Below are 22,225 nucleotides of genomic sequence, written 5' to 3'. Positions count from 1 at the left end.
CATGTTGGCGGCCTTACATCGTCAGACGTTCTCATTATCCCTTTCCCACCCGCATGCCTACGGGCGGGGAAGGCGACAAATCAATCACCGTCTCTAACGCTGATCCTGTTTCGCCAGCCAGACCAACAGCTTGAGGCTGGCAGAGTAATAATCATCCTTGTCGTCAATCTGCGGCGCCTCCTGCGGTTCACCCAGCGTCAGATCGCGCACCGCCAGCAGGCCACCAGCCATATACCAGGGGGCCACCTCGTTGGTGCTGACGTTGATCCACGCCGGGGTTTGCAGACGCGGGTAACTCTGCATCCAGGCCTTCCACGGCGCGAGCAAAGCGCTTTGCGGATCGGCCCATGAGAGATACAGCGGGATACGAATCGCATCGAAACTCATCCGCGGCGGCCACTCTTTGGCTGGCAGCATCTTGCCATCCGCCCGCAGCGCCACCCAGTCGCTGGGCAGGTGTGATTTCCCCCAGCCCATCTGCCCCAGCAGCGCCTGCCCGTCGGTCTGCAATGTCCGCCAGGCGGTCAGATGCGTCCGCTCCGCGAAGGCGCGCCAGGCCGGGAAGATGAAATAGGAGGGATTAAGGTTCAGATGGTCGTTGAGATTGAACCCTTTCACGCCCGGGAGCATCACCTGGCGACCGGCGAAGGTCACCACCGTATACTTCAGCAATGAGGCGGTGATGGCGTCCGAGGCCGTCGCGTAGCGCTTGTCCTGCCACTGCTTTTGCGCACGCAACAGCGCCCAAGCGATCAGGGTATCGCCATCGGTGGCGTTGTTTTTATCGGCGATAGGGTCCGGCGCCACCGGGTTATAGCGCCAGTAAAACAGCCCGTTAGACTTATCGCGCAGGGTACTGTCCGTCCACTGCCACAGCTTGTCGAACGCCGGGCGATCGTTATTCGCCACCGCCAGGAGCATGGCAAAACCCTGACCTTCCGTATGCGACACATTGCCATTGGCGGTATCAATGATACGGCCGTCCGGCATCATAAAACGGGCCTTATAGCGCTCCCAGGCCGTATCCGCCCACGCCCGGGGCACCAGCATCACTGCCGTTGTCACTATCACCGCCACTAAAGCACGCAGGGGCATAAATTCACTCATTATGGATGGTAGTAAAGAAACTGAACGTCAGAGACGGAGAACACCCGCTCGCGTTGTAAAACGACGTGAGCGCTGCCTCCCTGACTCTGCAGCCAGCGAGAATATAACCCCTCGAGTATGGCACAGAACGCGTTGCACCAGCGCACGCGTCCCGCGTCGTCCCGGCTGACCGGCAACGCCTGATGGCGCAGGCGCAGGCCATCCTCACCGACATCAATCGTCACCACGCCCCAGTGGAAATGGGTCAGCAGCCGGTTGATATTCGCCTCCAGCTCCCCCACCGTCTCCGACGCCGGCAGCGGATGGATCTCCGCCAGCGAGGCGCCCATCTGACGCAGGAAGGGCTGGCTTTCCAGCTCGCCGGCATTATTTAACATACCTTCGACCATAATCACCAACAGATCGAACCATCCGGCAGGCGTCTGCTGCTGCTGGAACCAGGTCGTGACTACCGGGTTATTGTTCTCCGTCATCATCAATGATCTCCCAACATATAGCGGATATAGAGCCCGGCGGTGCTTTCGTTATAATCCCCGAAGGTGTCATAGCCAATCTGGCCCCCCAGCGTCATCTGTTTGTTAACCTTGTAGTCCGCCCCGGCGCGCAGGGTATAGCCGATGCCGCTCTTCGAGGTCGCGGAATAGTAGGCTTCCTTGGCAAACCCATTGCTCACCGCCGTCTCCAGGGTCTGCTGCCACTCCGAATTGGTCGGGAAATAGGCGCTCTTATCCTGACTGTAAGACTGGTAGCCCACCGAGCCGCCAAGCTTCATGGTCCAGTTATCATATTTCTCCGTCAGACTGACCGGCAGCGACACGCTGACATAGTTTTGCGGGCTAAAGTAGCCCCCCTGGCCATAGGTGAAGTAGCTGAGGTTCTTGGAATAATCCATATAGCTCATGCTCAACCCGGTCTGCAACTGGCGGTATTCGTCATGATAGGGCCGCAGATAGACCCCGGCATTGGCGTTAATGCTGGTGTTGCTGGCGACGTTCTGCCCCAGGTAGCTGTAACCGCCGCCGCCGACATAGAAGCCCGCGTCGCCGTCGTCATAGCTCAGCTGCAGGGTGCCGCCATTTTTCGTCACCTGCCCCCAGGTTTTACCGGAATAGGCGTCTTTCAGACCAACGTAAGAAAGCAGGCTGTCGGTCAGTGAGCGGCGTTCGCCGGTCAGGATCAGCGACAGGTAGTTGCTCAGCTTAGGCGACCATTTCACCCCACCGACAACGGTATTGAGATCCTGGCCCAGCGGCGTGCTGCCAATATCGACGCGATAATCGTCACCGCTTAACGCCAGCGCCAGCTCGACGCCGTTGGCCTTCTGCGAATCGGTTGAGCCGCTGGTCTGGTCAACGTTCGGCTTAAGGCTGGAAGAGGCCAGATAGCTGGCGACCTGTCCCGAATCATAGCTCCCGAGCTTCGCCAGGTTTTCCATCCCGCTGCTGGTGGTCGGATTGAAATCTGCCGCATTCAGGGTGCCCAGGCCGCTTAACGCCTCGGCCCCCGGATTGCTGGCAAAATAGGCCGTCCGCTCCGCCTCGGTCATCGAGGCGATCGCCGCCTGCTCGCTGGTGGCGGTACTCACCATATTGGAGACCGCGTTAGCCAGCGGGTTGGCGCCGTAGCGACGCCAGGCGTCGCCGCTGGCGGTCCCGGCGTTCAACGACACCGGAGTGACGGTAAAGTCAAAGCGCGAATCGCCAAACGGCGAAGAGGACCAGGTCAGCGGCGTCCGGATCTCCGTCAGCTTGCTGGTCCCCGATTCGCCGTCGCGTCCACGCACGTCCATTCCGCCCTGCAGCCAGCTGCCGGTTTTCTCCTGCAGCGACTCCATCATGGTGTCCACCTGGCGCAGCATGCGCGTCTCGGCGGTATCGACCGGCAGATCGGGCCGCTGGATGCCCGGCAGCGAAGAACCGGGTGCGGCGGCCGACTGGGCGACCTGCCACGGCATATACTGCCCGTAGGTGGAAGCGGTCCGCGTCGGCGCCGACGTTTGCGACACGCCGATAAAGGGGTTGTCTGCCGCCAGCACCCCGCCGACGGTTGGCGTTTCGCTGCTGTTGGTGCTTTGCATACCCAGCAGTTTGCCGCGGGCGCTACGCAGGTAGGTCATCGCCTGCTGATGATGGCCCTGCGCCTCTGCGACTCTCGCCAGCAGCAGCAGGCGGTCCGGGGAGTTATCCTGACGTAAGCCACCGGCCAGCTGCTCGGCGCGATCGTTGTTCCCCGCCGACAGCGCCACATCAATGGCCCCGGCGCGCGCATCCTGGTTCGGCGTATCGCGCGTCATCAGGTAGTCATAGACCACCCCGGCCTCTTTGTTCATTTTGCCGCTCTGGTACAACCGCGCCATCGCGAACATCAGATCGGTATTCTGCGGATCGCTCTGCATGGCGCGGATCAGCTTGTCATACGCCGCGGCGTAGTTACCCTGCTCACGCAGGCGATCGGCTTCGTTAATCACATAGCCATTGCGAATACTCGCCAGCTGCGTCGGCGTACTGCTGGCCTGCAACTGCGGATTGCTGAGCAGGTTCTGCGCCTCGCCGGTCAGTCCGGCCTGGTTCAGCACCGCAATCTGATCGGCGTAATCACCGGCGTTGCCGGACACGCCGCTGCTGATATTGTTGCGCACCAGCGAGACCGCGGTGGTCAGGTCGCCGCTCTCGGCCAGTAGCCGCGCCAGCTTGCCGGCGTCCGCCGGGGCTTTCGGCGGCGTGGAGGCCATCGCCCGCAAGGTATTGCTGGCGGCGGTGCTGTTGCCCTGCGCCAGGTAGTTTTCGGCGGTCACCAGCTGCAGGTTGTAGTTCACCCGCTGGCGTAAATCGCGCATGTCGCTGGTCTGGCTGCCGCCGGGGATGCGCGCCAGCAGCGTCTGCGCCTGCTGCCAGGCACCGTTTTCGCTGGCAAACAGGGCGGCGGCATACAGCGCATTGTTGCTGGCGCCGGGGCGATAGGCCGCCGACATCAGCGAAGAGGCCTCACTGCCGTTACCCGATTTTTGCAACAGCCGGGCCAGATCAAGGCGCAGCCAGGGATCGTCCGGATAGCGGGCGACGCCTTCGCGCAGAGTGGCAATCGCGCCGCCTGGGTTACCGCTGCTGACCTGCGCCTGGGCCTGACGGCGCACGGCATCGCCCGGCATACCGGCCACCACCCGCGGCTGCAGTTTTTGCTGCAGGCTCTGCGGGAGCGTCTGCAGCATCGCCTGCGCCTCGGCGGATTTATTCTGCTCGCGCAGCACGTAATAGAGGTTTTCCCGCGCCGCCGCGTTCTGCGGATCGTCGCTTAACAGCGAGCGCAGCGTTTGCTCCGCCTGGGGTAAATCTTTGTTATGCCGTAGCACATCGGCACGGAACAGCTTCGCCGAGGCGCCCCGCGCCCCGCTCTGCTGCGCCAGCGGCGCGGAGAGCGCCAGCGCCTGGCTAATATTGCCCTGCTTATAGGCCTGTTGAGCTTGCGCCAGCTGGCCGTAGAACAGCGCATCGGCCGCCTGCTGGCGACGAGTCGCCGAGGCGTCGCCACCGAGATCTGCCGCCCGGCTCAGATACTGCGACGCGGCCTGGTAGTCACCGCTGCGTTGCGCGATATAGCCCATGCCCGCCAGCGCATCGGCATCCTGCGGGTTGGTCTGCAGCACCTCTTCAAATTGCTGCTTCGCGGCGGCGGTATTGCCGCTGTTCAGATTGGCGTAGCCCTGGCCACGCGCCTGACCGCTGCGCCGTTCGCGAAAGTAATTCTGGACTTCGCTATCCTGCGGATGCCGCTGCATCCAGGTGTCGTAATACTGTTCATCGCCGGCCTGCGGGCCCAGCCAGAGCAGCGCCTGACGCAAGCCGCTGTCCGCCTCTTTGTTGCCGCTGGCCATCGGCTCCAGCAGGGCGATCCCTTCCCGGCGGGTCTCTTCCCGCCAGGTTAAGGCTTTCCCCAGCGCCACCCGCGGGGCGTTCTCCTGCGGATGCTGGGCCACATACTGGCGCAGTTCACTGATAGCCTGTGGATAGAGCGATTTGTCGCTGGCCATGGTCAGGTAATATTCCGCCGACAGCCCGGCAGGCGGCGTATTGCCATTAAACATGCTGCGCCAGGTCGCCAGCGCCCCGGGAATATTGCCGCCGCGCGCCTGCTGGCGGGCCAGGCTGAGCTGCCCCTGCGGCACCTGCGACATCTTTTTAGCGTTGTCTAAATCCTGCAGCCCAGGGCTGTCCGGCGCCGCTTTCGCCAGCCGGGCGCGCCACTGCGCCGCCGCCTGCATATCGCCACCCTGCTGCGACCAGAGCGCCATCAGATACAGCGCCTGGGTGTTATTGGCATCGACCGAAAGCACCTTCTGCAGCGACTCCATCGCCAGTTCGTCATGCGATTTCTCATGCCAGTAGTTGGCCTGGGCGAACAGCGCCTGCAGCGCCGCGTCGTTACCTGCCGCCAGCACGCCGCCAGAAGCGCCAAGCGCTAAGGCGCCGGTGAGGCAGAACGTCGTAAGCCGGCGGGAGGTTTTCATCGTTATTGTTATCTTTCTTTTCATTAGTTATCCCCCGAACCCAGACGCTTACGGGCGTGACGTTTAAACATCGCGGTCAGCGCCAGTCCCATTATCGAGGTGGCAATCAGCCCCAGCAGGGCCAGGAAACCAGAGTGCTGGCTGGCATACCAGACGGCCATCATGTACCACGGCATCTGACCGCTGGGGAACGGCGTGCTGACCTGGAAGCTGCGCACCCCGTTATCGCTGGTGATCACCGCGGTATCGCCACGGATCCCGGCGTTGATGCGCGGCGAGTCCAGATCGGTCTTCAGTCGCGCCAGCTGGTCATCATTGCTGGCCATCGCCACCACCACCAGGCGAGTCGCGTTCCACGGCGAACGATAGCTGATGAACCCGCGCCAGGCGCTGCTGGATGAGAAGTAGCGATCGGCATCGAGGCTGGCCGAGGTCCAGTCGCCGGTCAGCCGACGTTGAACTTTTTGCCACAGGTCAGGCTCGCGGACGCTCAGCGTGTTATCCACCGGACGATAGGGTGAATCAGCCAGCAGGCTCTGGTTAAAGGCCTGCTGATCGAGAGCGGTGACCGCCAGCACATCACGTTCGCGCAGCGACTGCAGATCCGCGCCGCCGGTCGGCATCCCGAGCACGACGCGGTTATTCGCCAGCGCGGTGCCGGTCGCATTTCCGGAGCGCGCCGCCAGATTCAGCAGGGTGGCCACCTGGGTCTCAGACGGGTCTGCCGGCAGCATGAGCGTCGTTTGTGAATAGTCCGCCAGCCGCGAGAAGGGGAATGAGGCGCCAACGAAATAGGAGAGGTTTGGCAGCAGCGAGAAGTGTCGCGTTTTGCTCAAATCAATCCAGGAGTCGTCAGTGATGCGGCTCTTGATATTGTTATTCAGCAGCACCGAGCACGGAACATCATCTTTCGGCACCACATTGAAGTACATCGACAGCTGGTTATCACCGTAGATCAGGTAAGGTGCCAGCGGGATGGTAAAGCGCTCCTGGCGCGCATCGCCCCCGAGGTGGCGCCAGACTTTCTCCAGTGGTCCCTGCTTGTTCATCGCCAGGTTATTGAGGAAGGTGCCGTTGAGCGTGACGCTCAGCAGGGACTTGTCCTCATTAATCCAGCTTTCCGACGGGAAGCGGTAGCCAACCTGCAGCGGGATCGTCTCGCCATCCCAGAGATAGAGGTCGGGCGCGGCGCGAAAGGCGATACGTAAAGGCTCATGCCAGACGCCGCTGACGGTCGGGCTTTGATCCTTACGCAGCAGTTCGCTGAGCTTGACCGGACGATCGGTGGGGATCCAGCGCGGCGCATCGTACGCTTTACCAACCGGGATGGTCTGCGGTTCGACATCCTGCGTCGCGGTTTGCGGGGCAAAGTTGCCGCGGGTCAACCGCCAGGCGGCCATGCGCAGCGCGGTATCGTTTTTGCCGACAATCAACAGTAGCTTATAGGCCGGATTGGCGGGGTTGGCGATGATGCGTAGCAGCGGTTTATCGGTTTCCGGCAGCGTCATGCCGCCCACCTGCTCGCCCGGATGGCCAATCACAATACCATGGCGTTCCGGCAGGCGATCGCGCAGGGCGCTGAAGGCGATGCCGCGATAGTCCGCCTGGATACCCAGCCATGAAGAGACCAGCGCCGCGGCGCTGAAGACGTCAGCCGACGGCTTCGCCCCATAGGCGACCGCGATGTCCGCCGGCGTCATCTGCATGCTGTCAAAGAAGGGACGCGGGAAGTGGCTCAGGTCGTCGCTGATGTTCAGTTGCTGGCTTTCCCAACTGAAATGCGACGTGGGCAGCACCGTCACCCGCGACGAATCATGAATGTCACGCTGGCACTGCAGGGTATCGCCATCGTTGATCTTCACGCTCAGGTTATTGCTGGAGACCATCAGCGCGGGCGGAATATCCAGCTGGTAATGGGAGACATCCTCGCCATCGGCACCCAGCGGCAGGGTGCCGAGGGGCTGACCGTTGAGCATCAGTTGCAGGGTGGCGTTGCGGCTCGCCATTTCCGGCGATACGCGGACGGCAAGGCTGAGCTGGGAATGGATCACCACCTGGTCGGAAGGCAGCGTAAAGCTAACGCCCCCTTGCCGCTGGCCGCCGCTGAGGATAATGCCATCCGGCATCCCCATTTGCGCCAGATTCAGATCGCCTCCCCAGACCGGGGCAACCGGGATGACATCGGGCGTAGCCACCTCACTCACCGGCGGGGTTACTGCGGGCATCTCTGGCGCAGGGGCCGTCACCGTCGCATCGCCTGCGGTGGCGGGCGCTGCCGGGGGAGTCCCCTCTTCCGGAGAGGCCGCCGGAGGTTCGTCACCCGGCTCATTGTCCGCCGCGCCGTTGAGCTGCGGAAAACTCAGCGGGGCTGAAGCGCCGGCAACCGGCTCTTCACTGTGCAGCGCTGGCGCAGAGAACATCCCTGCCAGCAGCGCCAGCGTCGTTAATCGCTTCATAACGTCCCATCCTCCTGCGCCGTTTTCGCCACTGGCGTCCGGTTGCGCTGGCTACGACGGGTTTTCCACGTCAGCCAGAACAGTTCGAACACGCAGCGCAAAATGGTGAAGAAGGAGCGGAACGGGTTATCCTGCGGACGCGGCGGATTAATCCAGGCATCCGCGCGGGCCAGCACCACACGCACCAGTTCACGGCGGCGCGAGAGAGGAATATCTTCATCAAACTTGAGGCGCAGGAAGCGCTCGTCTGAGGTGACCAGCTGAGCCGGGATGGAGATAGCCCCGGACTGCAGGATCAGTTCAATCTCTTCGATGTCATCCTCCAGATGACGCATATCCGGCGCGGCCACGCGGCAGCCACCCATCGACAGGTCCGCGGTATGGCTGCGGGAAACGATACCGCTGGCGTAATGGATCACCACCGGAATATCGACATCGATACGAATCGTTTTTCGCACCTGCCGCGTCTCGCGCGCCACGGCGATAGCCGCCAGCAGGAAGATCAGGCTGTAGATCCCCCACCCGACGTTCAGGGCGATAACGTTGGGATCCGAGCCAAAGTAGTCATGGCCTATCGCCCGGACGATACCGACGACCACCCCCAGGGCCAGCAGGCAGGCCACCACCAGATGCGGGCGCACCACGGTGAAATCGAAGTAACCGACGTCAAGCAGCCCGCCCTTATCGGTAACGTTGAATTTGCCGCGTTTGGGGAAAATCATCGTCACCAGGGTCGGCAGCACCAGGTGGAAGGCCAGCACAATATCGTAAATCTCCCCCCAGAAGCTGTAGCGATAGCGGCCATTCATTCGCGAACCGACGTAAATGGCGAGGAACAGATGCGGCAGGGCATAGGAGACAATCAGGCTCGCTGAAGAGTAAATAATATTGAGGTTAAACAGCAGATAAGCCAGCGGGGCGGTGACAAACACCACCCTCGGGAGCGCGAACTGGTAATAGAGCATGGCGCTGAGGTAGCAGAAGCGCTGCTGTAAGGTCAGGCCGCGGCCAAACAGCGGGTTATCGAGGCGAAAGATCTGCGTCATCCCGCGTGCCCAGCGGGTACGCTGGATAACGTGCACCACCAGGCGTTCAGTGGCGAGACCAGCCGCCAGCGGAATATCGAGAAAGGCCGATTTCCATCCCAGCCGCTGGAACTTCAGCGCCGTATGGGCATCTTCGGTCACCGTTTCGACGGCGAAACCGCCAATCTGCGCCAGCGCCTCGCGGCGGATCACTGCGCAGGAGCCGCAGAAAAAGGTGGCGTTCCAGTTGTCGTTCCCCTGCTGAATCGGGCCATAGAACAACATCCCTTCGTTCGGGATGTTACGCCCGACGGAGAGGTTACGTTCAAACGGGTCCGGGGAATAGAAGTAGTGCGGCGTCTGCACCAGAGCCAGCATCGGATCTTTCAGGAAGCCGCCGACGGTGGCCTGCAGGAAGACGCGCGTGGCGACGTGGTCGCAGTCGAAAACGCAAATAAGCTCCCCGTGGGTCAGGGTCAGCGCATGGTTAAGGTTCCCCGCTTTGGCGTGCTTGTTGTCGTTACGGGTGATATAGCCCACGCCGACGTCGGCGGCGAACACGGCAAACTCACTGCGTTTGCCGTCATCCAGAAGATAAATCTTCATTTTATCTTTTGGATAATCAATGCATTGTGCCGCCAGCACGGTATCGCGCACCACCTCCAGCGGTTCGTTATAGCTCGGAATATAGATATCGACCGTCGGCCACTTACTCATATCATCCGGCAGCGGAACAATGCCGCGCTTCAGCGGCCAGACCGTCTGCAGATAGTTAAGTAACAGCATCACCCAGATATAGACTTCCGCCAGAAAGAGTCCCATTCCAAGAATGGTTTCAATGGACGAGTTGAAGTGCAGGGTCTGCGTGAGACGAAAATACATGTAACGCGTGGACATCAGCAGCGATGTGACGACCATAATGACCGATATGCTGCGGCGCTTACTGAAGCCCATCAGAAAGAGAATACCGATACTTAGCAGACCAAAAATATACTGCTTTTGGCTGTCCATCGGCGTGATCACCACCAGCACGGCAACGGGAGACAGCACCAGCGCCAGCAACCAAAAAAGAGATTTTTTCATTCAGCAGCCCTGCAATAAGTTAAAGCCCTGACATGCGTGGCTGGCTGTGCACCGTGCCATCGCCAATATGGATACCCAACAGCGAAGATATTTTTTTAGCAATAATTTCAATATCAAAGGCCGCTGCGGAGGAGGCGTTAAAGTCAAGGACCGACTTCTGCGAGGCATTGGCCTCCACCACGCTTTCATCACGATGGATCACCCCAAGCAGTCGCTCGCCCAGTTTCTCTTCCATCAGGCTGGTGACGTCCCGGCTGACCTGGCGACGGCTATCGCTTTGGTTAATGACGAAATAGTGCCCGTGCTTATGATTCAGCGCCGCGCCGGTCAGGCGCTGTTTTTCCACGTGCGCCAGGGTCGACATCGAGGCGGTATCTGCCAGCAGTGGAATCAGATGCAGGTCCGCCAGCCCCGTCAACGCCTTCAGCGCCGGTGAAGGCCCCGGCGGCATATCGGCGATGGTGATAAGCCCGGGATAGTTGAGCAGCGCCGACAGACCGCGCTGGAGAAAATGGTCATTGTGGGTCAGTTGCTCATCAAACGCCTGACGCTGCGCTTCGCTCACTTCGCCGTAAGGCAGGACGAAAATATTGCTGCCGGCGCTCAGCACGCACTGGCTCCAGTCATGCAGTTCCAGCGCTTTCGCCACGTAGCCCCGCTCATCGCTCAGCGGCACGCCAAAATGCAAACGGAGGGCATTCTGGACGTCAAAATCCAGCGCCAGGACTTTGCTGCCCGTTCGCGCCAGCGAATAAGCTAAATTGGCCGCAAGGGTCGTTTTCCCCACGCCACCTTTCGGTGAACAGACGCAAATCAACGGCATGTTGCGATCCTTTCCAGAAGAGATTTCAAAGGCTGGTCTTTATTTTTCGCCACCGGCTCTGCGGTTTTTGCCGCGAACAGGTGGGCATAGTTGTCGGCGCCCGGCGCAGGCCGCGGGGCCATTCTCGGCGGCGAGGTCACCACCGGCTCAGGTACCGGCGCCGCGGCCAATGGCGCAGTCGTCATTGTTGGCGCCGGAGCGACAGGTTCCGGCATTGCAGGTTCTGCGACCGGCAATGGGATCGGGGCAATAACTGGGGGGACTGGCGCAACCGGAGGTGAGGCTGGCGCCGCGACCACGGGGTCGACACGCTGGAAGAGATCCGCGGGCACGGGCTGCGGCAGCGGCGCGGAGACCGACCCTCCCAGCGCCAGAGTAGAAGATTTCCCGGCGTCGGGATTCAGCTGATTGAGGATCGCCCAGTCGCCGTGTTCCCGCGTGGCGGCTTGCGAAGAAAGATCCTGAAATTTGAGGTTTTGGGTCCGCGTTTTTTCTTGAAAGCGCTGCAGATCATCATAATGGTTCATTGATAACCTCATGATTTTAAAAATTTCATATTAAGTTTGTTGTTATTTTCTTGGTATTAGAAAACATCGTGACGTTTCTTGTATGGCAGATAAATGCCAGCTTAGTCGTACCAATACAACACGATTGACAGGGATATAATAGTTTAGAATTTGATTTTCGGTGTGATTCCACGGCAGAAGTATCACTACACTAACACTTCCCTTTCAGAATGATAGCCCCATTTTTTAGGTATGCGCTCATCCTTAACCTCCGCGTACCACCGCGCTTCCCGGCCGTTTTCATATAAATATATTAAACCATGAAAAAATCATGGCATTGGATAAATGAAATAATAAACCTGAACCATTTTAATTTCTCTTTAATTCTATAAAAATGGACTGAAAGGCTTATTTTTTCGGATAATCTACGAAGAATGCTCCGAGAGTATGGCAGAAATTGCAACAATGAACGGTGTTGCCAGGTTTCCTCTCAGGCAGAAGAGAAACTCCCGGTCCGGGGACCGGGAGCGCGCTATCAGGCGTGGGGTTTTTGCGGATTCTCATCCTGATCGACAGCAAAGCAGGCCACCAGTTGGCCACCGTAATCCTTAAGCTGCGGCTGAAGCTGGGTGCAGGGACCAAAGCGTCGACGGCAGCGTGCGTTAAAGGCGCAACCCGGCGGCGGGTTCAGCGGGCTCGGCAGTTCGCCGGTCAGCTTGATCCGCTCGCGACGGTCGTCCGGGTTCAGACGCGGGGTCGCCGACAACAGCGCCTGGGTATACGGATGGCGCGGATTGTTGAAGATCTGGTCTTTGGTGCCCTTCTCCACGCAGCGGCCGAGATACATCACCATCACTTCATCAGCGATATGCTCGACGACTGACAGGTCGTGGGAGATAAACACGTAGGACAGCCCTAAATCCTGCTGCAGATCCATCATCAGGTTCAGCACCTGGGCACGTACCGAAACGTCCAGCGCGGAAACCGGCTCATCGGCAATCACCACGTCCGGATCCAGCATCAGCCCGCGGGCAATGGCGATACGCTGGCGCTGACCGCCGGAAAACATATGCGGGTAGCGATCGTAATGTTCGGTTTTCAGACCGACCTTCGCCATCATCGCCAGCGCTTTTTCACGGCGCTGATCTTTACTCAGGCTGCTGTTAATCAGCAGCGGCTCTTCCAGAATCTGCCCCACTTTTTTACGCGGGTTCAGCGAACCGTACGGGTTCTGGAACACAATCTGGATTTTCTGCCGCCGCAGCTTCTGCGCCTGCGGGTCGTGCTTAAGCAGATCCTGACCCTGATAGTACAGCTCACCGCCGGTCGGGACCTCAATCATTGTCAGCAGACGGCCCAGCGTCGATTTACCACAGCCCGACTCCCCCACCACCGCCAGCGTTTTACCGCGTTCAAGGGTAAAGGAGACGCCGTCCAGCGCTTTCACCAACCGTTCCGGGGCGAATATCCCCTTCTTCACCGGATAGTGTTTTTTCAGATCAATGGCCTGCAACAGCGGTTGTTGCGTGGTGGCCTTTTGCGTACTCATAATCCAGGCCTCCCGGCATCATCGAGTGGGTAGTGGCATTTAGACTGACGGCCGCCATTGAGATCCGCCAGTACGGGCTCTTCGCTACGGCATTTATCCGTGGCATAGGGGCAGCGTGGGTTCAGCAGGCAGCCGACAGGACGGTCATATTTCCCCGGCACCACGCCCGGCAGCGACGCCAGACGCGCCTTATCCTGAGCGAACTCCGGCAGCGCGCGCAGCAGCGCCTGGGTGTACGGATGGCGCGGCGCGCGGAAGATATCTTTCGCGTCACCGGTCTCTACCACCTGACCCGCATACATGACGATAATTTTATGCGCCGCCTCGGCCACCAGCGCCAGGTCGTGGGTGATCAGCACCAGCGCCATATTTTCCTGCTGCTGCAACTCCAGCAGCAACTCGATGATCTGCGCCTGAATGGTCACATCCAGCGCAGTGGTGGGTTCATCGGCAATCAGCAGTTTTGGCCGACAGGCAATCGCCATCGCGATCATCACGCGCTGACTCATCCCGCCGGAAAGCTGGTGCGGGTAAACGTCGAGCCGCGACGCCGGATCGGGAATGCCCACCAGGTTCAGCAGGTCGATGGCCCGCTGGCGGCGTGTTTGCTTATTGCCGCCCTGATGAACTTTGATCGCTTCCATAATCTGGTAGCCGACGGTATAGCACGGATTGAGGCTGGTCATCGGATCCTGGAAGATCATCGCCACTTCCGCCCCCACCAGCTGACGCCGCTCTTTTTCAGAGATGCGCTGCAGGTCGCGGCCGTTGAACTCCAGTTTGTCCGCCATCACCCGGCCGGGATAGTCAATCAGACCCATAATCGCCAGCGAGCTGACGGATTTACCGGAGCCGGATTCACCGACGATGCCAACCACTTCACCCTGCTTCACGCTATAGCTGATGCGGTCTACGGCGCGGAACGGCGCGTTCTCATCGCCGAAATGCACCGATAATTTATCTACATTCAATAACGCCATCTCGAACCTCTTACTGCTTCAGTTTGGGATCGAGCGCGTCACGCAGACCGTCACCCATCAGGTTAAATGCCAGCACCGTCAGCAGGATCGCCACACCCGGGAAGGTCACCACCCACCAGGCGCTTTGCGCGAACTGCAATACGTCGGAGAGCATGGTGCCCCACTCAGGCGTCGGCGGCTGTGCGCCCATGCCGAGGAACCCCAGCGCTGCCATGTCGAGAATGGCGTTAGAAAAGCCCAGCGACGCCTGAACGATCAGCGGCGCGAGACAGTTGGGAAGAATATTGACGAACATCTGGCGCATCGCGCCGGCGCCCGCCACGCGGGAAGCGGTCACGTAGTCGCGGTTGACCTCGACCAGCACCGCCGCACGCGTCAGACGCACATAGTGTGGGAGCGCCACGAAGGTCAGCGCCAGCGACGCGTTGACGATAGATGGCCCGAAGATAGCCACCAGCACCAGCGCCAGCAGCAGGCTCGGCAGCGCCAGCATAATATCGACGACGCGCATGATGATGGAATCCACCACTCCGCCGAAATAGCCCGCCACCAGGCCGAGCACCACGCCAAGGATCAGCGACAGGACCACCACCAGGCAGCCCACCAGCAGCGACAGGCGGGCGCCGTACATCAGACGCGACAGAATATCGCGGCCCACGTCGTCGGTGCCGAGCAGATGCGCCAGGCTGCCGCCATCCTGCCAGAACGGCGGCGCCAGCAGCGAATCACGGAACTGATCCGCCGGGTTATACGGGGCGAGGAAGTTGGCGAACACCGCGATGATAATCATCACCGCCACGTACACCAGACCGACGACCGCGCCTTTGTTGCGTTTGAAATAGTGCCAGAACTCCTGCAGCGGCGTCATTGGCACCGGTGCAGCAATCGCTTTATTCTCAGTAATTTGTGACATGATGGCCCCTTACTTCTTATGCCGGATACGCGGGTTCACCACGCCATACAGCAGGTCGACCAGCAGGTTGACGAGGATAATCATCGTCGCCACCAGCAGTACCCCGCCCTGCACCACCGGGTAATCGCGACGCTGCAGCGCGTCAATCAGCCAGCGGCCTAAACCAGGCCATGAGAAAATGGTTTCCGTCAGGATCGCGCCCGCCAGCAGCGTGCCCACCTGCAGGCCAATGACCGTGACCACCGGCAGCATCGCGTTGCGCAGGGCATGGACCACAATCACCCGCATCCGGGTCAGCCCTTTGGCGCGCGCGGTACGAATGTAGTCTTCGCCGAGCACTTCCAGCATCGACGAGCGGGTCATACGCACAATCACCGCCAATGGGATAGTGCCCAGCACGATAGCCGGCAGGATCATATGCATTAAGGCATCGATAAAGTCGCCCTGCTCACCCCAGATGGCGGTGTCGATCAGCATAAAGCCGGTCAGCGGCAAGGTATCGTCAAGGAACACCGTATCGCTGATACGCCCGGAGACCGGGGTCAGGTTCAGTTGCACCGAAACCAGCATAATCAACATCATGCCCCACCAGAAGATAGGCATGGAGTAGCCAGTCAGCGCCAGACCCACGGCGGTATGGTCAAAGATGGAGCCGCGTTTTACCGCAGCCAGCACGCCCACCGGAATACCGACGGCGACGGCGAAAATCATCGCGCAAACGCCCAGTTCAAGGGTGGCTTTAAAGCGCGGGACAAACTCTTGCCACACGGGAATGCGGCTTTTCAGCGAGATGCCTAAATCACCGTGCAGTACGCCCCAAATGTAATGGGCATATTGCTGCCACAGCGGCTTATCAAGGCCCATTTCGGCCAGCAGCTGCGCGTGACGCTCGGGGGAAATACCACGTTCGCCCGCCATAATCATCACCGGATCGCCGGGGATCATATGGACGAAGGCAAAGGTGAGAAGGGTGATACCGATAAATGTCGGGATGACTAGTCCCAGACGTCGGAGAATAAACTGCAACATAACCCGGATTCTCTCTAGTGACGCCCCGCCTGGCGACAGGGCGTCTGTATTGCTCACAAAAGCATTCCCCGGAATAGCGGGAATACGCCCCCTTCCTCTCCCGCGCGGGGAGAGGGGGTCAGGCATCGTGCTTATTATTCGACGGAGACGTTATCGAAGTGGTGTTTGCCCAGCGGATCCACCACATAGCCTTTGACTTCTTTACGCACCGGCTCATAGACGGTGGAGTGAGCGATGATCAGCGCCGGAGCCTGGTCATGCATCACTACCTGAGCCTGTTTGTACAGTTCAATACGCTTGTTGTGGTCGTCGGTAGCGCGGGCCGGCTGAATCAGATCTTCAAACGGCTTATAGCACCAGCGCGAGTAGTTGGAGCCGTCTTTCGCCGCGGCGCAGCTGAACAGGGTCGCGAAGAAGTTATCCGGATCCCCGTTGTCACCGGTCCAGCCCATCATTACGGTCTGGTGCTCGCCCGCTTTCGCCCGCTTCAGATATTCACCCCACTCATAGGTGACAATCTTGGCCTGGACGCCGACTTTCGCCCAGTCCGCCTGGATCATTTCAGCCATACGGCGGGCATTCGGGTTGTACGGACGCTGTACCGGCATCGCCCACAGGTCGATGGTGAAGCCTTTTTCCAGGCCCGCTTCTTTCAGCAGCTGCTTCGCCTTCTCCGGGTCGTAGGTGTAGTCTTTAACGTCGTCGTTATAGCCCCACATGGTCGGCGGGATCAGGTTCTTCGCCGCCTGGCCTGCGCCCTGGTAAACGGCTTTGATGATCGCTTCTTTGTTAACCGCGTAGGTCAGCGCCTGACGAACTTTGACGTCGTCCAGCGGTTTCTTCTCAGTGTTGAAGGAGAGATAACCGACGTTCAGGCCCGGCTGTTCCAGCAGGGTAATGTTCTTATCTTCCTTCATGCGCGCGATGTCCGCCGGGTTCGGGTACGGCATCACCTGGCACTCATTTTTCTGCAGCTTGGCATAGCGCACGGAAGCATCCGGGGTGATAGAGAAGACCAGACGATCGATCTTCGGCTTGGTACCCCAATAGCCCGGGAAGGCTTTATACAGAATGCGGGAATCTTTCTGGTACTGCAGCAGCTGGAATGGGCCGGTACCGATAGGATTGAGGTCCACTTTTTCCGGCGTGCCGGCTTTCAGCATGTTATCGGCATACTCTTTCGAGAGGATAGAGGCGAAGTCCATGGCCAGGTCAGCGAGGAACGGCGCTTCCGGGCGAGTCAGGACGAACTGGACGGTTTTATCGTCCACTTTCTTCACTTCGCTAATCAGGTCCTGCAGACCCATCCCTTCAAAGTATTCATAGCTGCCGCCAGAAACTTTATGGTACGGGTTATTGGTATTCTTCTGGCGATCGAAGGAGAACACGATGTCATCGGCGTTCAGGTCACGGGTTGGTTTGAAGTCTTTATTATCTTGCCACTTCACGCCCTGACGCAGATGGAAAGTATAGGTTTTGCCATCAGGACTGACTTCCCATTTCTCAGCAAGCCCTGGAATAACTTCCGTCGTACCGGTTTTAAATTCGACCAGCCGGTTATAGATCGGTACGGAACTGGCGTCATAGGTGGTGCCAGAGGTGAAGAGCTGTGGGTTAAAGCCTTCCGGCGAGCCTTCAGAACAATAAACCAGGGTTTTCGCTTGCACGCTGGCGGCGACGGTCATGGCGACCAGGCTCAGACCAAGCTTCAGCATCCCTGATTTCTTCAAGGAAATACTCATTATTCTGCTCCAAAACTGTGATGTTGTTTGCATATATCCGCCGGACCTTTATTTATTTTTATTCGTCCTATTTCAAACGACGGATGCGTTGGCTGCGCTCGATCATCCCAGTCACATCGTTATCTATGCTCAGGGGAGCTCGTACACTTGCCGCCTTTCCGCAGCTCGAACTATTTAGAATATACCCGGTCCAGTCGGTGGTGCCCGAAGGCGTAGAGAGAGATGGGGATTCCTTTCGCAAAAACGACTGAGTTGCAGTACGGATTCTCCATGAAATGCCCCTCATGCCCTACAATCTGTCAACAGAATGGGGAAACGTCAATACAGCCAGCCGGGTTTTACATCCAGCGTGAGAAACGGCAGGCAAAGATTAAAAAAACTTCAAGGCGCTATTTTCAGCAGAGAAATTTATGCTACGGGCCGATAAGCAGAATAAAGACCTTAATAATTTGCAACACGCAGAGGGAAACAATTCCAACAAATGAGAAAAATTTCTTGCTGTGTGACCAATATGTGAGCGATTAATAGCGCGAACGTTAAAGCGCACAGCGGAAAATGCTACATTTAGCCATAAGCTTCGCGAAAAAAGATCTGTTCATCGATAAAAAAATGCAATGGAAGATGTCACAAAATAGCGAATAGCTGGCTTGAAACGTGGGTAAAGACGTTAATTGTGATTCTGGTGGAATTTTTGGCCGGTAGCACACGGATAATGCCCGGCGGCGCTACGCTTGCGCGGGCCTACGGAACACAAGCCGAACCTCTAACCTCTAACCTCTAACCTCTGCCCCCGGAGGTTCTCATCCTCACAGGCTACAGATGCAAAAAAGCCTGCTCATTGAGCAGGCTTTTCGAATTTGGTCGGTGATAGAGGATGACTCGCCACTTCGTGGCTCGCCCTGCGGGCCGTTGCTGTCGCAACGTTCTCTCGCTTCGCTCGAGTCGAACCTCTGCCCCCGGAGGTTCTCATCCTCACAGGATACAGATGCAAAAAAGCCTGCTCATTGAGCAGGCTTTTCGAATTTGGTCGGTGATAGAGGATTCGAACCTCCGACCCCTTCGTCCCGAACGAAGTGCGCTACCAGGCTGCGCCAATCACCGAATGCGGGGCGCATCTTACTGCTGGGATGCCTACCCGTCAATGCCTTATTTTCAAAAAATCGCTCAACCGGCGAGAAACTCAGCAGCCTGAGCAGCGAATCGCCGGTTGGTCATCGTTTTCAGCGGCAGGTCACCTCAAACGCTTTGCGATACTCGGATACCTTACAGGTCACCGGCTCACCGAGATAGGTCGAGCCCGCCGGGTTGAATTTAAATTCCCCGAGCAGCATCGTCAGTTCCCCCAGCTCCGGACAGGATTGCTGATGGCGCATGATATCCGGGCGGGTATCGTTATTTACCGCGCGGGCGATGTCGCTGTATGCCAGCTTGTCGGCAAAGGCATTGGCACAAAACTGGAGTTCGCTTTGCGCCATATGCGCAGCCTGCCCCTTCAGCTCGGCATGCTGCGCCAGCAGCAGCTGGCGAACCTCGCCGGCCCGGCTGTAGCCAATCGCCGTATAGCCGGCCTTATTGCTGAGATTGACGCTGGCGCCAGCCTCAAGCAGCGCCTCGACACTGGCTTTATTATTCATTTTGACCGCCAGCATCAGCGGGCTGAGGTCGTTGGCGGAGAGCTGGTCCACCTTTGCGCCGCGCTGCACCAGCGCCGCGATCACCGCAGGCGACCCCTGACCCGCCGCCACCTGCAGCGCCGTGAGCCCTTCACGGTTCGGCTTATCCACCTCCACACCGGAGGCCGACAGCGCCAGCACCAGATTGGGATCTTCCCCCGCCGCCGCCAGCATCAGCGGAGTGGTGCCGGATTTATCCGCCAGGCTGGTGTCCGCCCCGGCGTTGGCCAGCGTCGTGATGGTTTCCGCCGAACGCGCGTGATCGACCGCGAGGAAAAAGGCCGATTCCCCTGAAGCATTGACGGCCTTCACGTCCGCCCCGTGTTTGAGGAGCAGCGCCACAATTTCGTCGACGTTCTTCTTAAAGGCGCCGGGTGCCAGTTGTAACGCCATGTCTTCGGTCATCAGCGCGCGGTTACCCGTCGCCAGCGATTTCGCCGCCGTTGCGCCGACAATTTTATCCAGCGCGCTCTCCTCCTCGACAGGCGCATCGGGCTTTTTCATTGCCAGAATATGCTGATAGTCGTTTCTGACGTCCCCGCCGTCGGCAATGGCGGACATCAATGGCGTGCTCTTCTCGATGGTGGTCTGATTCACCGCCGCTCCCGCCTGGAGAAGATCGCCGATAATCGCGGTATCGCTGCCTCGCGCCGCCGCCAACATCAGCGCCGTCACGCCCTGGCGCGTCTGGAGATTCGGCTTCGCCTGACGCTTAAGCAGTAACGCCACCACATCGCGACGATTTTCCGCGGCAGCGACCATCAAGCCACTTAAGCCGGTTTTATCCTGACCATCCACATCAATGCCGTTATTCAGCATGGCTTCGATCGTCGCCGGCGCATCGTATTTACAGGCCAGCAGGAACTGGCTGGTCTCTTCCTCAGACTGGCAGCCCGCGAGCATCAACAGGCACAGCAAGGCCAACCCCTTTATTACCTTCATCCTTTCTCTCCATGAAAAGTTCGAGCACAGGGGAAGCAAGGAAACTGGAGGGTAATCAAAGAAGAAGAGGCAACCTGCCAGACACGTCCACTGTGCGAAAAAAATCCCTCGCGCGACGTCAGCCGGCGAGGGATTAGCTTATCCTGGGCTCAGGAAGGGAAAACAGACCCGAGAATCTGAAAATAAAATCCGTGCCTTACTTTTTCCAGCGGCACCAGTTGTTATTCTCATTGATCCCGCCATCCGGCGAGGTATAGCCGAGGCAGCCCATAATGGTGTCGTACAGCTCGACGTGACGGCGCGGCACCTTCATCGCGGCCTGCTGCTGCAGATGGGCAAACGCGGCGGCATGATCGGGATTCTCCAGGTATTTATCCGACATCCACACCATCATCGGCACGCGGAACTGCTCCGGCGGCGCCATCTTGCGCGGCGTTCCGTGCAGGTGTTCACGCTCGTTAATCGACTCCCCATGATCGGCGGCATAGAACACAATCGCTTTCTTATCCCGCAGCTGGTCGAGGACGCTGACGATAAAGTGATCGACGTAGGTCACGCTGTTATCGTAGGAGTTAATCAGCTCCGCTTTCGAGCACTTGTTGTCGACACCGACGCACTCCGGCTTCCACTGGGCAAAGCTGCGCGGGTAGCGTTGGGTGTAGTTAAAATGAGAGCCTTTGGTGTGGAGAATGATCAGGTGCTTACCGGAGGCGTTGTCCTGCGCCATACCGCGCTTCATCTCCTCCACCAGCAGCATATCGTCAACGCTCTTGCCGCGGTTGCGCGGCTCGGCGCCAATTTGCTCGCGGTAGGCGATATTGTTGGCCATCGTGTTGCTGTAGAACCACATCTCGCTCTGCATGGCATAGAGATTGCCGTTGAAGCCCAACTGATGAAGCACGGCAAAGACGTTCTGCTCTTTGAGCGTCCGCTGCGGGTTATCCTCCGCCCCGCCCTGACGCACAAACATGCAGCGTAACGACAGCTTGGTGGCGGTATCGCAGGAGTAGCCGCGGAAGGCAACGAGATTCTTCTCTTTCTCCAGCTCTGGCGTGGTGTTGCGGCTATAGCCGAGGATGCCCATATGGTCCCAGCGGGTCGTTTCGCCAATGATGAATACCACGTAGGTGTCATCCAGACCTTCCGGGGCGACGTAGGTAAACTTCTTCGCCGGGTTAATCAGCGATTTATTATCCGAGGATTCATCCACCTGCGCCCAGGCGTAAAGCCCCAGCGCCGACAGCCAGTTTGATGGCAGGTAGGAGTTGGCGATCACCCCGCCATAGCTCGGCATATCCACTTCCGAATGGCGCTCCACATCGTGCTGACGCAGCTCAAGCAGGCGGATGGGGCCCCAGACAATGAGTCCGGCCAGCACCACGATCAGCACGTTTTTAACCCGCTGGCCTGGGGTGCGCAATTGGCGCAGCAGAGTATGGCGGCAGCGGTTACTCCAGATAAACAGCAGCGGCGGCGCACTCACCACCACCAGCCAGAGGATCAGGTGCCAGCCGATAACCTCTTTCGACAGGTCGATATCGGTGGTCATCACCGAGGCGATAATTCCGTAGCCAATCACCACATTGAGGAACGTCATGTAGTAACTGGCGGCGGCGGAAAACAGAACAATCAGCGTCGCCAGAATGCGCCAGATGCGGCGGCCAAACAGTGACAGCAGACGTAACAGGAAGAAGGTGACAAAGACCGTGGCAACCAGTTCAACGACACCGGAAAGCCCTTTCCAGAAAGTGAACTCTTGAGCATAACCATCGAAACGCCGGAAAAAAACGGCGACGTTCATAAACCAGCCGATGTACAGCGCCAGCCAAAAACTAAGCTTCTGCTGCGTCATCGTTCTAATATATTTCATGCAAGCAAACCTGGAAAAAGAAG

The 22,225-nt window shown here is 58.8% G+C and carries 13 protein-coding genes, 1 tRNA gene, 1 other RNA gene and 1 pseudogene; all 16 read right to left on the bottom strand.

The window, feature by feature from the left end:
• Nucleotides 1-93: 93 nt before the first annotated feature.
• The 16 genes and pseudogenes from CWM61_RS07370 to eptB all read right to left on the bottom strand — a co-directional run bounded on the left by CWM61_RS07370 (nucleotide 94) and on the right by eptB (nucleotide 22,202).
• Nucleotides 94-1,095: a glycosyl hydrolase family 8 gene (locus CWM61_RS07370; RefSeq protein WP_100631001.1), complete on the bottom strand. Its 1,002-nt coding sequence runs from the start codon at nucleotides 1,093-1,095 to the stop codon at nucleotides 94-96.
• A gap of 11 nt (nucleotides 1,096-1,106) precedes the next feature.
• Nucleotides 1,107-1,583, bottom strand: a complete 477-nt coding sequence (bcsD, locus tag CWM61_RS07365; RefSeq protein WP_100631000.1) for a cellulose biosynthesis protein BcsD — start codon at nucleotides 1,581-1,583, stop codon at nucleotides 1,107-1,109.
• Entirely contained in the window at nucleotides 1,583-5,635 is a 4,053-nt protein-coding gene (locus CWM61_RS07360; RefSeq protein WP_100630999.1) for a cellulose biosynthesis protein BcsC, read from the bottom strand. Before CWM61_RS07360 ends, bcsD begins: the two co-directional genes overlap by 1 nt.
• The gene (bcsB, locus tag CWM61_RS07355; RefSeq protein ID WP_100630998.1) at nucleotides 5,635-8,067 is read right to left on the bottom strand and encodes a cellulose biosynthesis cyclic di-GMP-binding regulatory protein BcsB; all 2,433 of its coding nucleotides are present in this window, start codon (nucleotides 8,065-8,067) and stop codon (nucleotides 5,635-5,637) included. Before bcsB ends, CWM61_RS07360 begins: the two co-directional genes overlap by 1 nt.
• Entirely contained in the window at nucleotides 8,064-10,175 is a 2,112-nt protein-coding gene (gene bcsA / locus CWM61_RS07350) for a UDP-forming cellulose synthase catalytic subunit (protein WP_061153014.1), read from the bottom strand. The genes bcsB and bcsA overlap by 4 nt, the downstream gene beginning before the upstream one ends.
• Nucleotides 10,176-10,194: 19 nt before the next feature.
• Nucleotides 10,195-10,987, bottom strand: a pseudogene (locus CWM61_RS07345) (cellulose synthase operon protein YhjQ/BcsQ).
• A gap of 1 nt (nucleotide 10,988) precedes the next feature.
• Nucleotides 10,989-11,525, bottom strand: coding sequence for a cellulose biosynthesis protein BcsO (bcsO, locus tag CWM61_RS07340; RefSeq protein WP_100630997.1), 537 nt, complete (start codon nucleotides 11,523-11,525; stop codon nucleotides 10,989-10,991).
• Between the two features lie 514 nt (nucleotides 11,526-12,039).
• The gene (dppF, locus tag CWM61_RS07335) at nucleotides 12,040-13,053 is read right to left on the bottom strand and encodes a dipeptide ABC transporter ATP-binding subunit DppF (protein ID WP_061153011.1); all 1,014 of its coding nucleotides are present in this window, start codon (nucleotides 13,051-13,053) and stop codon (nucleotides 12,040-12,042) included.
• Nucleotides 13,050-14,033, bottom strand: a complete 984-nt coding sequence (dppD, locus tag CWM61_RS07330) for a dipeptide ABC transporter ATP-binding protein (RefSeq protein WP_061153010.1) — start codon at nucleotides 14,031-14,033, stop codon at nucleotides 13,050-13,052. The genes dppF and dppD overlap by 4 nt, the downstream gene beginning before the upstream one ends.
• A gap of 10 nt (nucleotides 14,034-14,043) precedes the next feature.
• A complete protein-coding gene (gene dppC / locus CWM61_RS07325) occupies nucleotides 14,044-14,946 on the bottom strand; it encodes a dipeptide ABC transporter permease DppC (RefSeq protein WP_074386990.1) in 903 nt (300 codons plus the stop codon).
• 9 nt (nucleotides 14,947-14,955) lie between these two features.
• Nucleotides 14,956-15,975 (bottom strand): dipeptide ABC transporter permease DppB, encoded by a 1,020-nt coding sequence (gene dppB / locus CWM61_RS07320; RefSeq protein ID WP_008806900.1) that lies wholly within the window; start codon nucleotides 15,973-15,975, stop codon nucleotides 14,956-14,958.
• A 134-nt stretch (nucleotides 15,976-16,109) separates the two neighbouring features.
• Nucleotides 16,110-17,717 carry a dipeptide ABC transporter periplasmic-binding protein DppA gene (gene dppA, locus CWM61_RS07315; RefSeq protein WP_061153008.1) on the bottom strand — a complete coding sequence of 536 codons (1,608 nt, stop codon included), beginning with the start codon at nucleotides 17,715-17,717 and terminating at the stop codon, nucleotides 16,110-16,112.
• A gap of 858 nt (nucleotides 17,718-18,575) precedes the next feature.
• A non-coding RNA gene (locus CWM61_RS07300) (RtT sRNA) lies at nucleotides 18,576-18,707 on the bottom strand.
• Nucleotides 18,708-18,741: 34 nt separating this feature from the next.
• A tRNA-Pro gene (locus tag CWM61_RS07295) sits at nucleotides 18,742-18,818 on the bottom strand.
• A 119-nt stretch (nucleotides 18,819-18,937) separates the two neighbouring features.
• On the bottom strand, nucleotides 18,938-20,332 hold the full coding sequence (locus CWM61_RS07290; protein WP_100630996.1) for an ankyrin repeat domain-containing protein: 1,395 nt from the start codon (nucleotides 20,330-20,332) through the stop codon (nucleotides 18,938-18,940).
• Between the two features lie 196 nt (nucleotides 20,333-20,528).
• On the bottom strand, nucleotides 20,529-22,202 hold the full coding sequence (gene eptB, locus CWM61_RS07285) for a kdo(2)-lipid A phosphoethanolamine 7''-transferase (RefSeq protein ID WP_074386988.1): 1,674 nt from the start codon (nucleotides 22,200-22,202) through the stop codon (nucleotides 20,529-20,531).
• Nucleotides 22,203-22,225 lie beyond the last annotated feature (23 nt).

It is taken from the genome of Klebsiella sp. K-Nf6 (assembly GCF_002806655.1).
In the GTDB taxonomy this organism is placed as follows: domain Bacteria; phylum Pseudomonadota; class Gammaproteobacteria; order Enterobacterales; family Enterobacteriaceae; genus Klebsiella; species Klebsiella variicola.
Note: the sequence above shows the minus strand (reverse complement) of the source record. Positions and strands in the feature narration are given on the sequence as shown.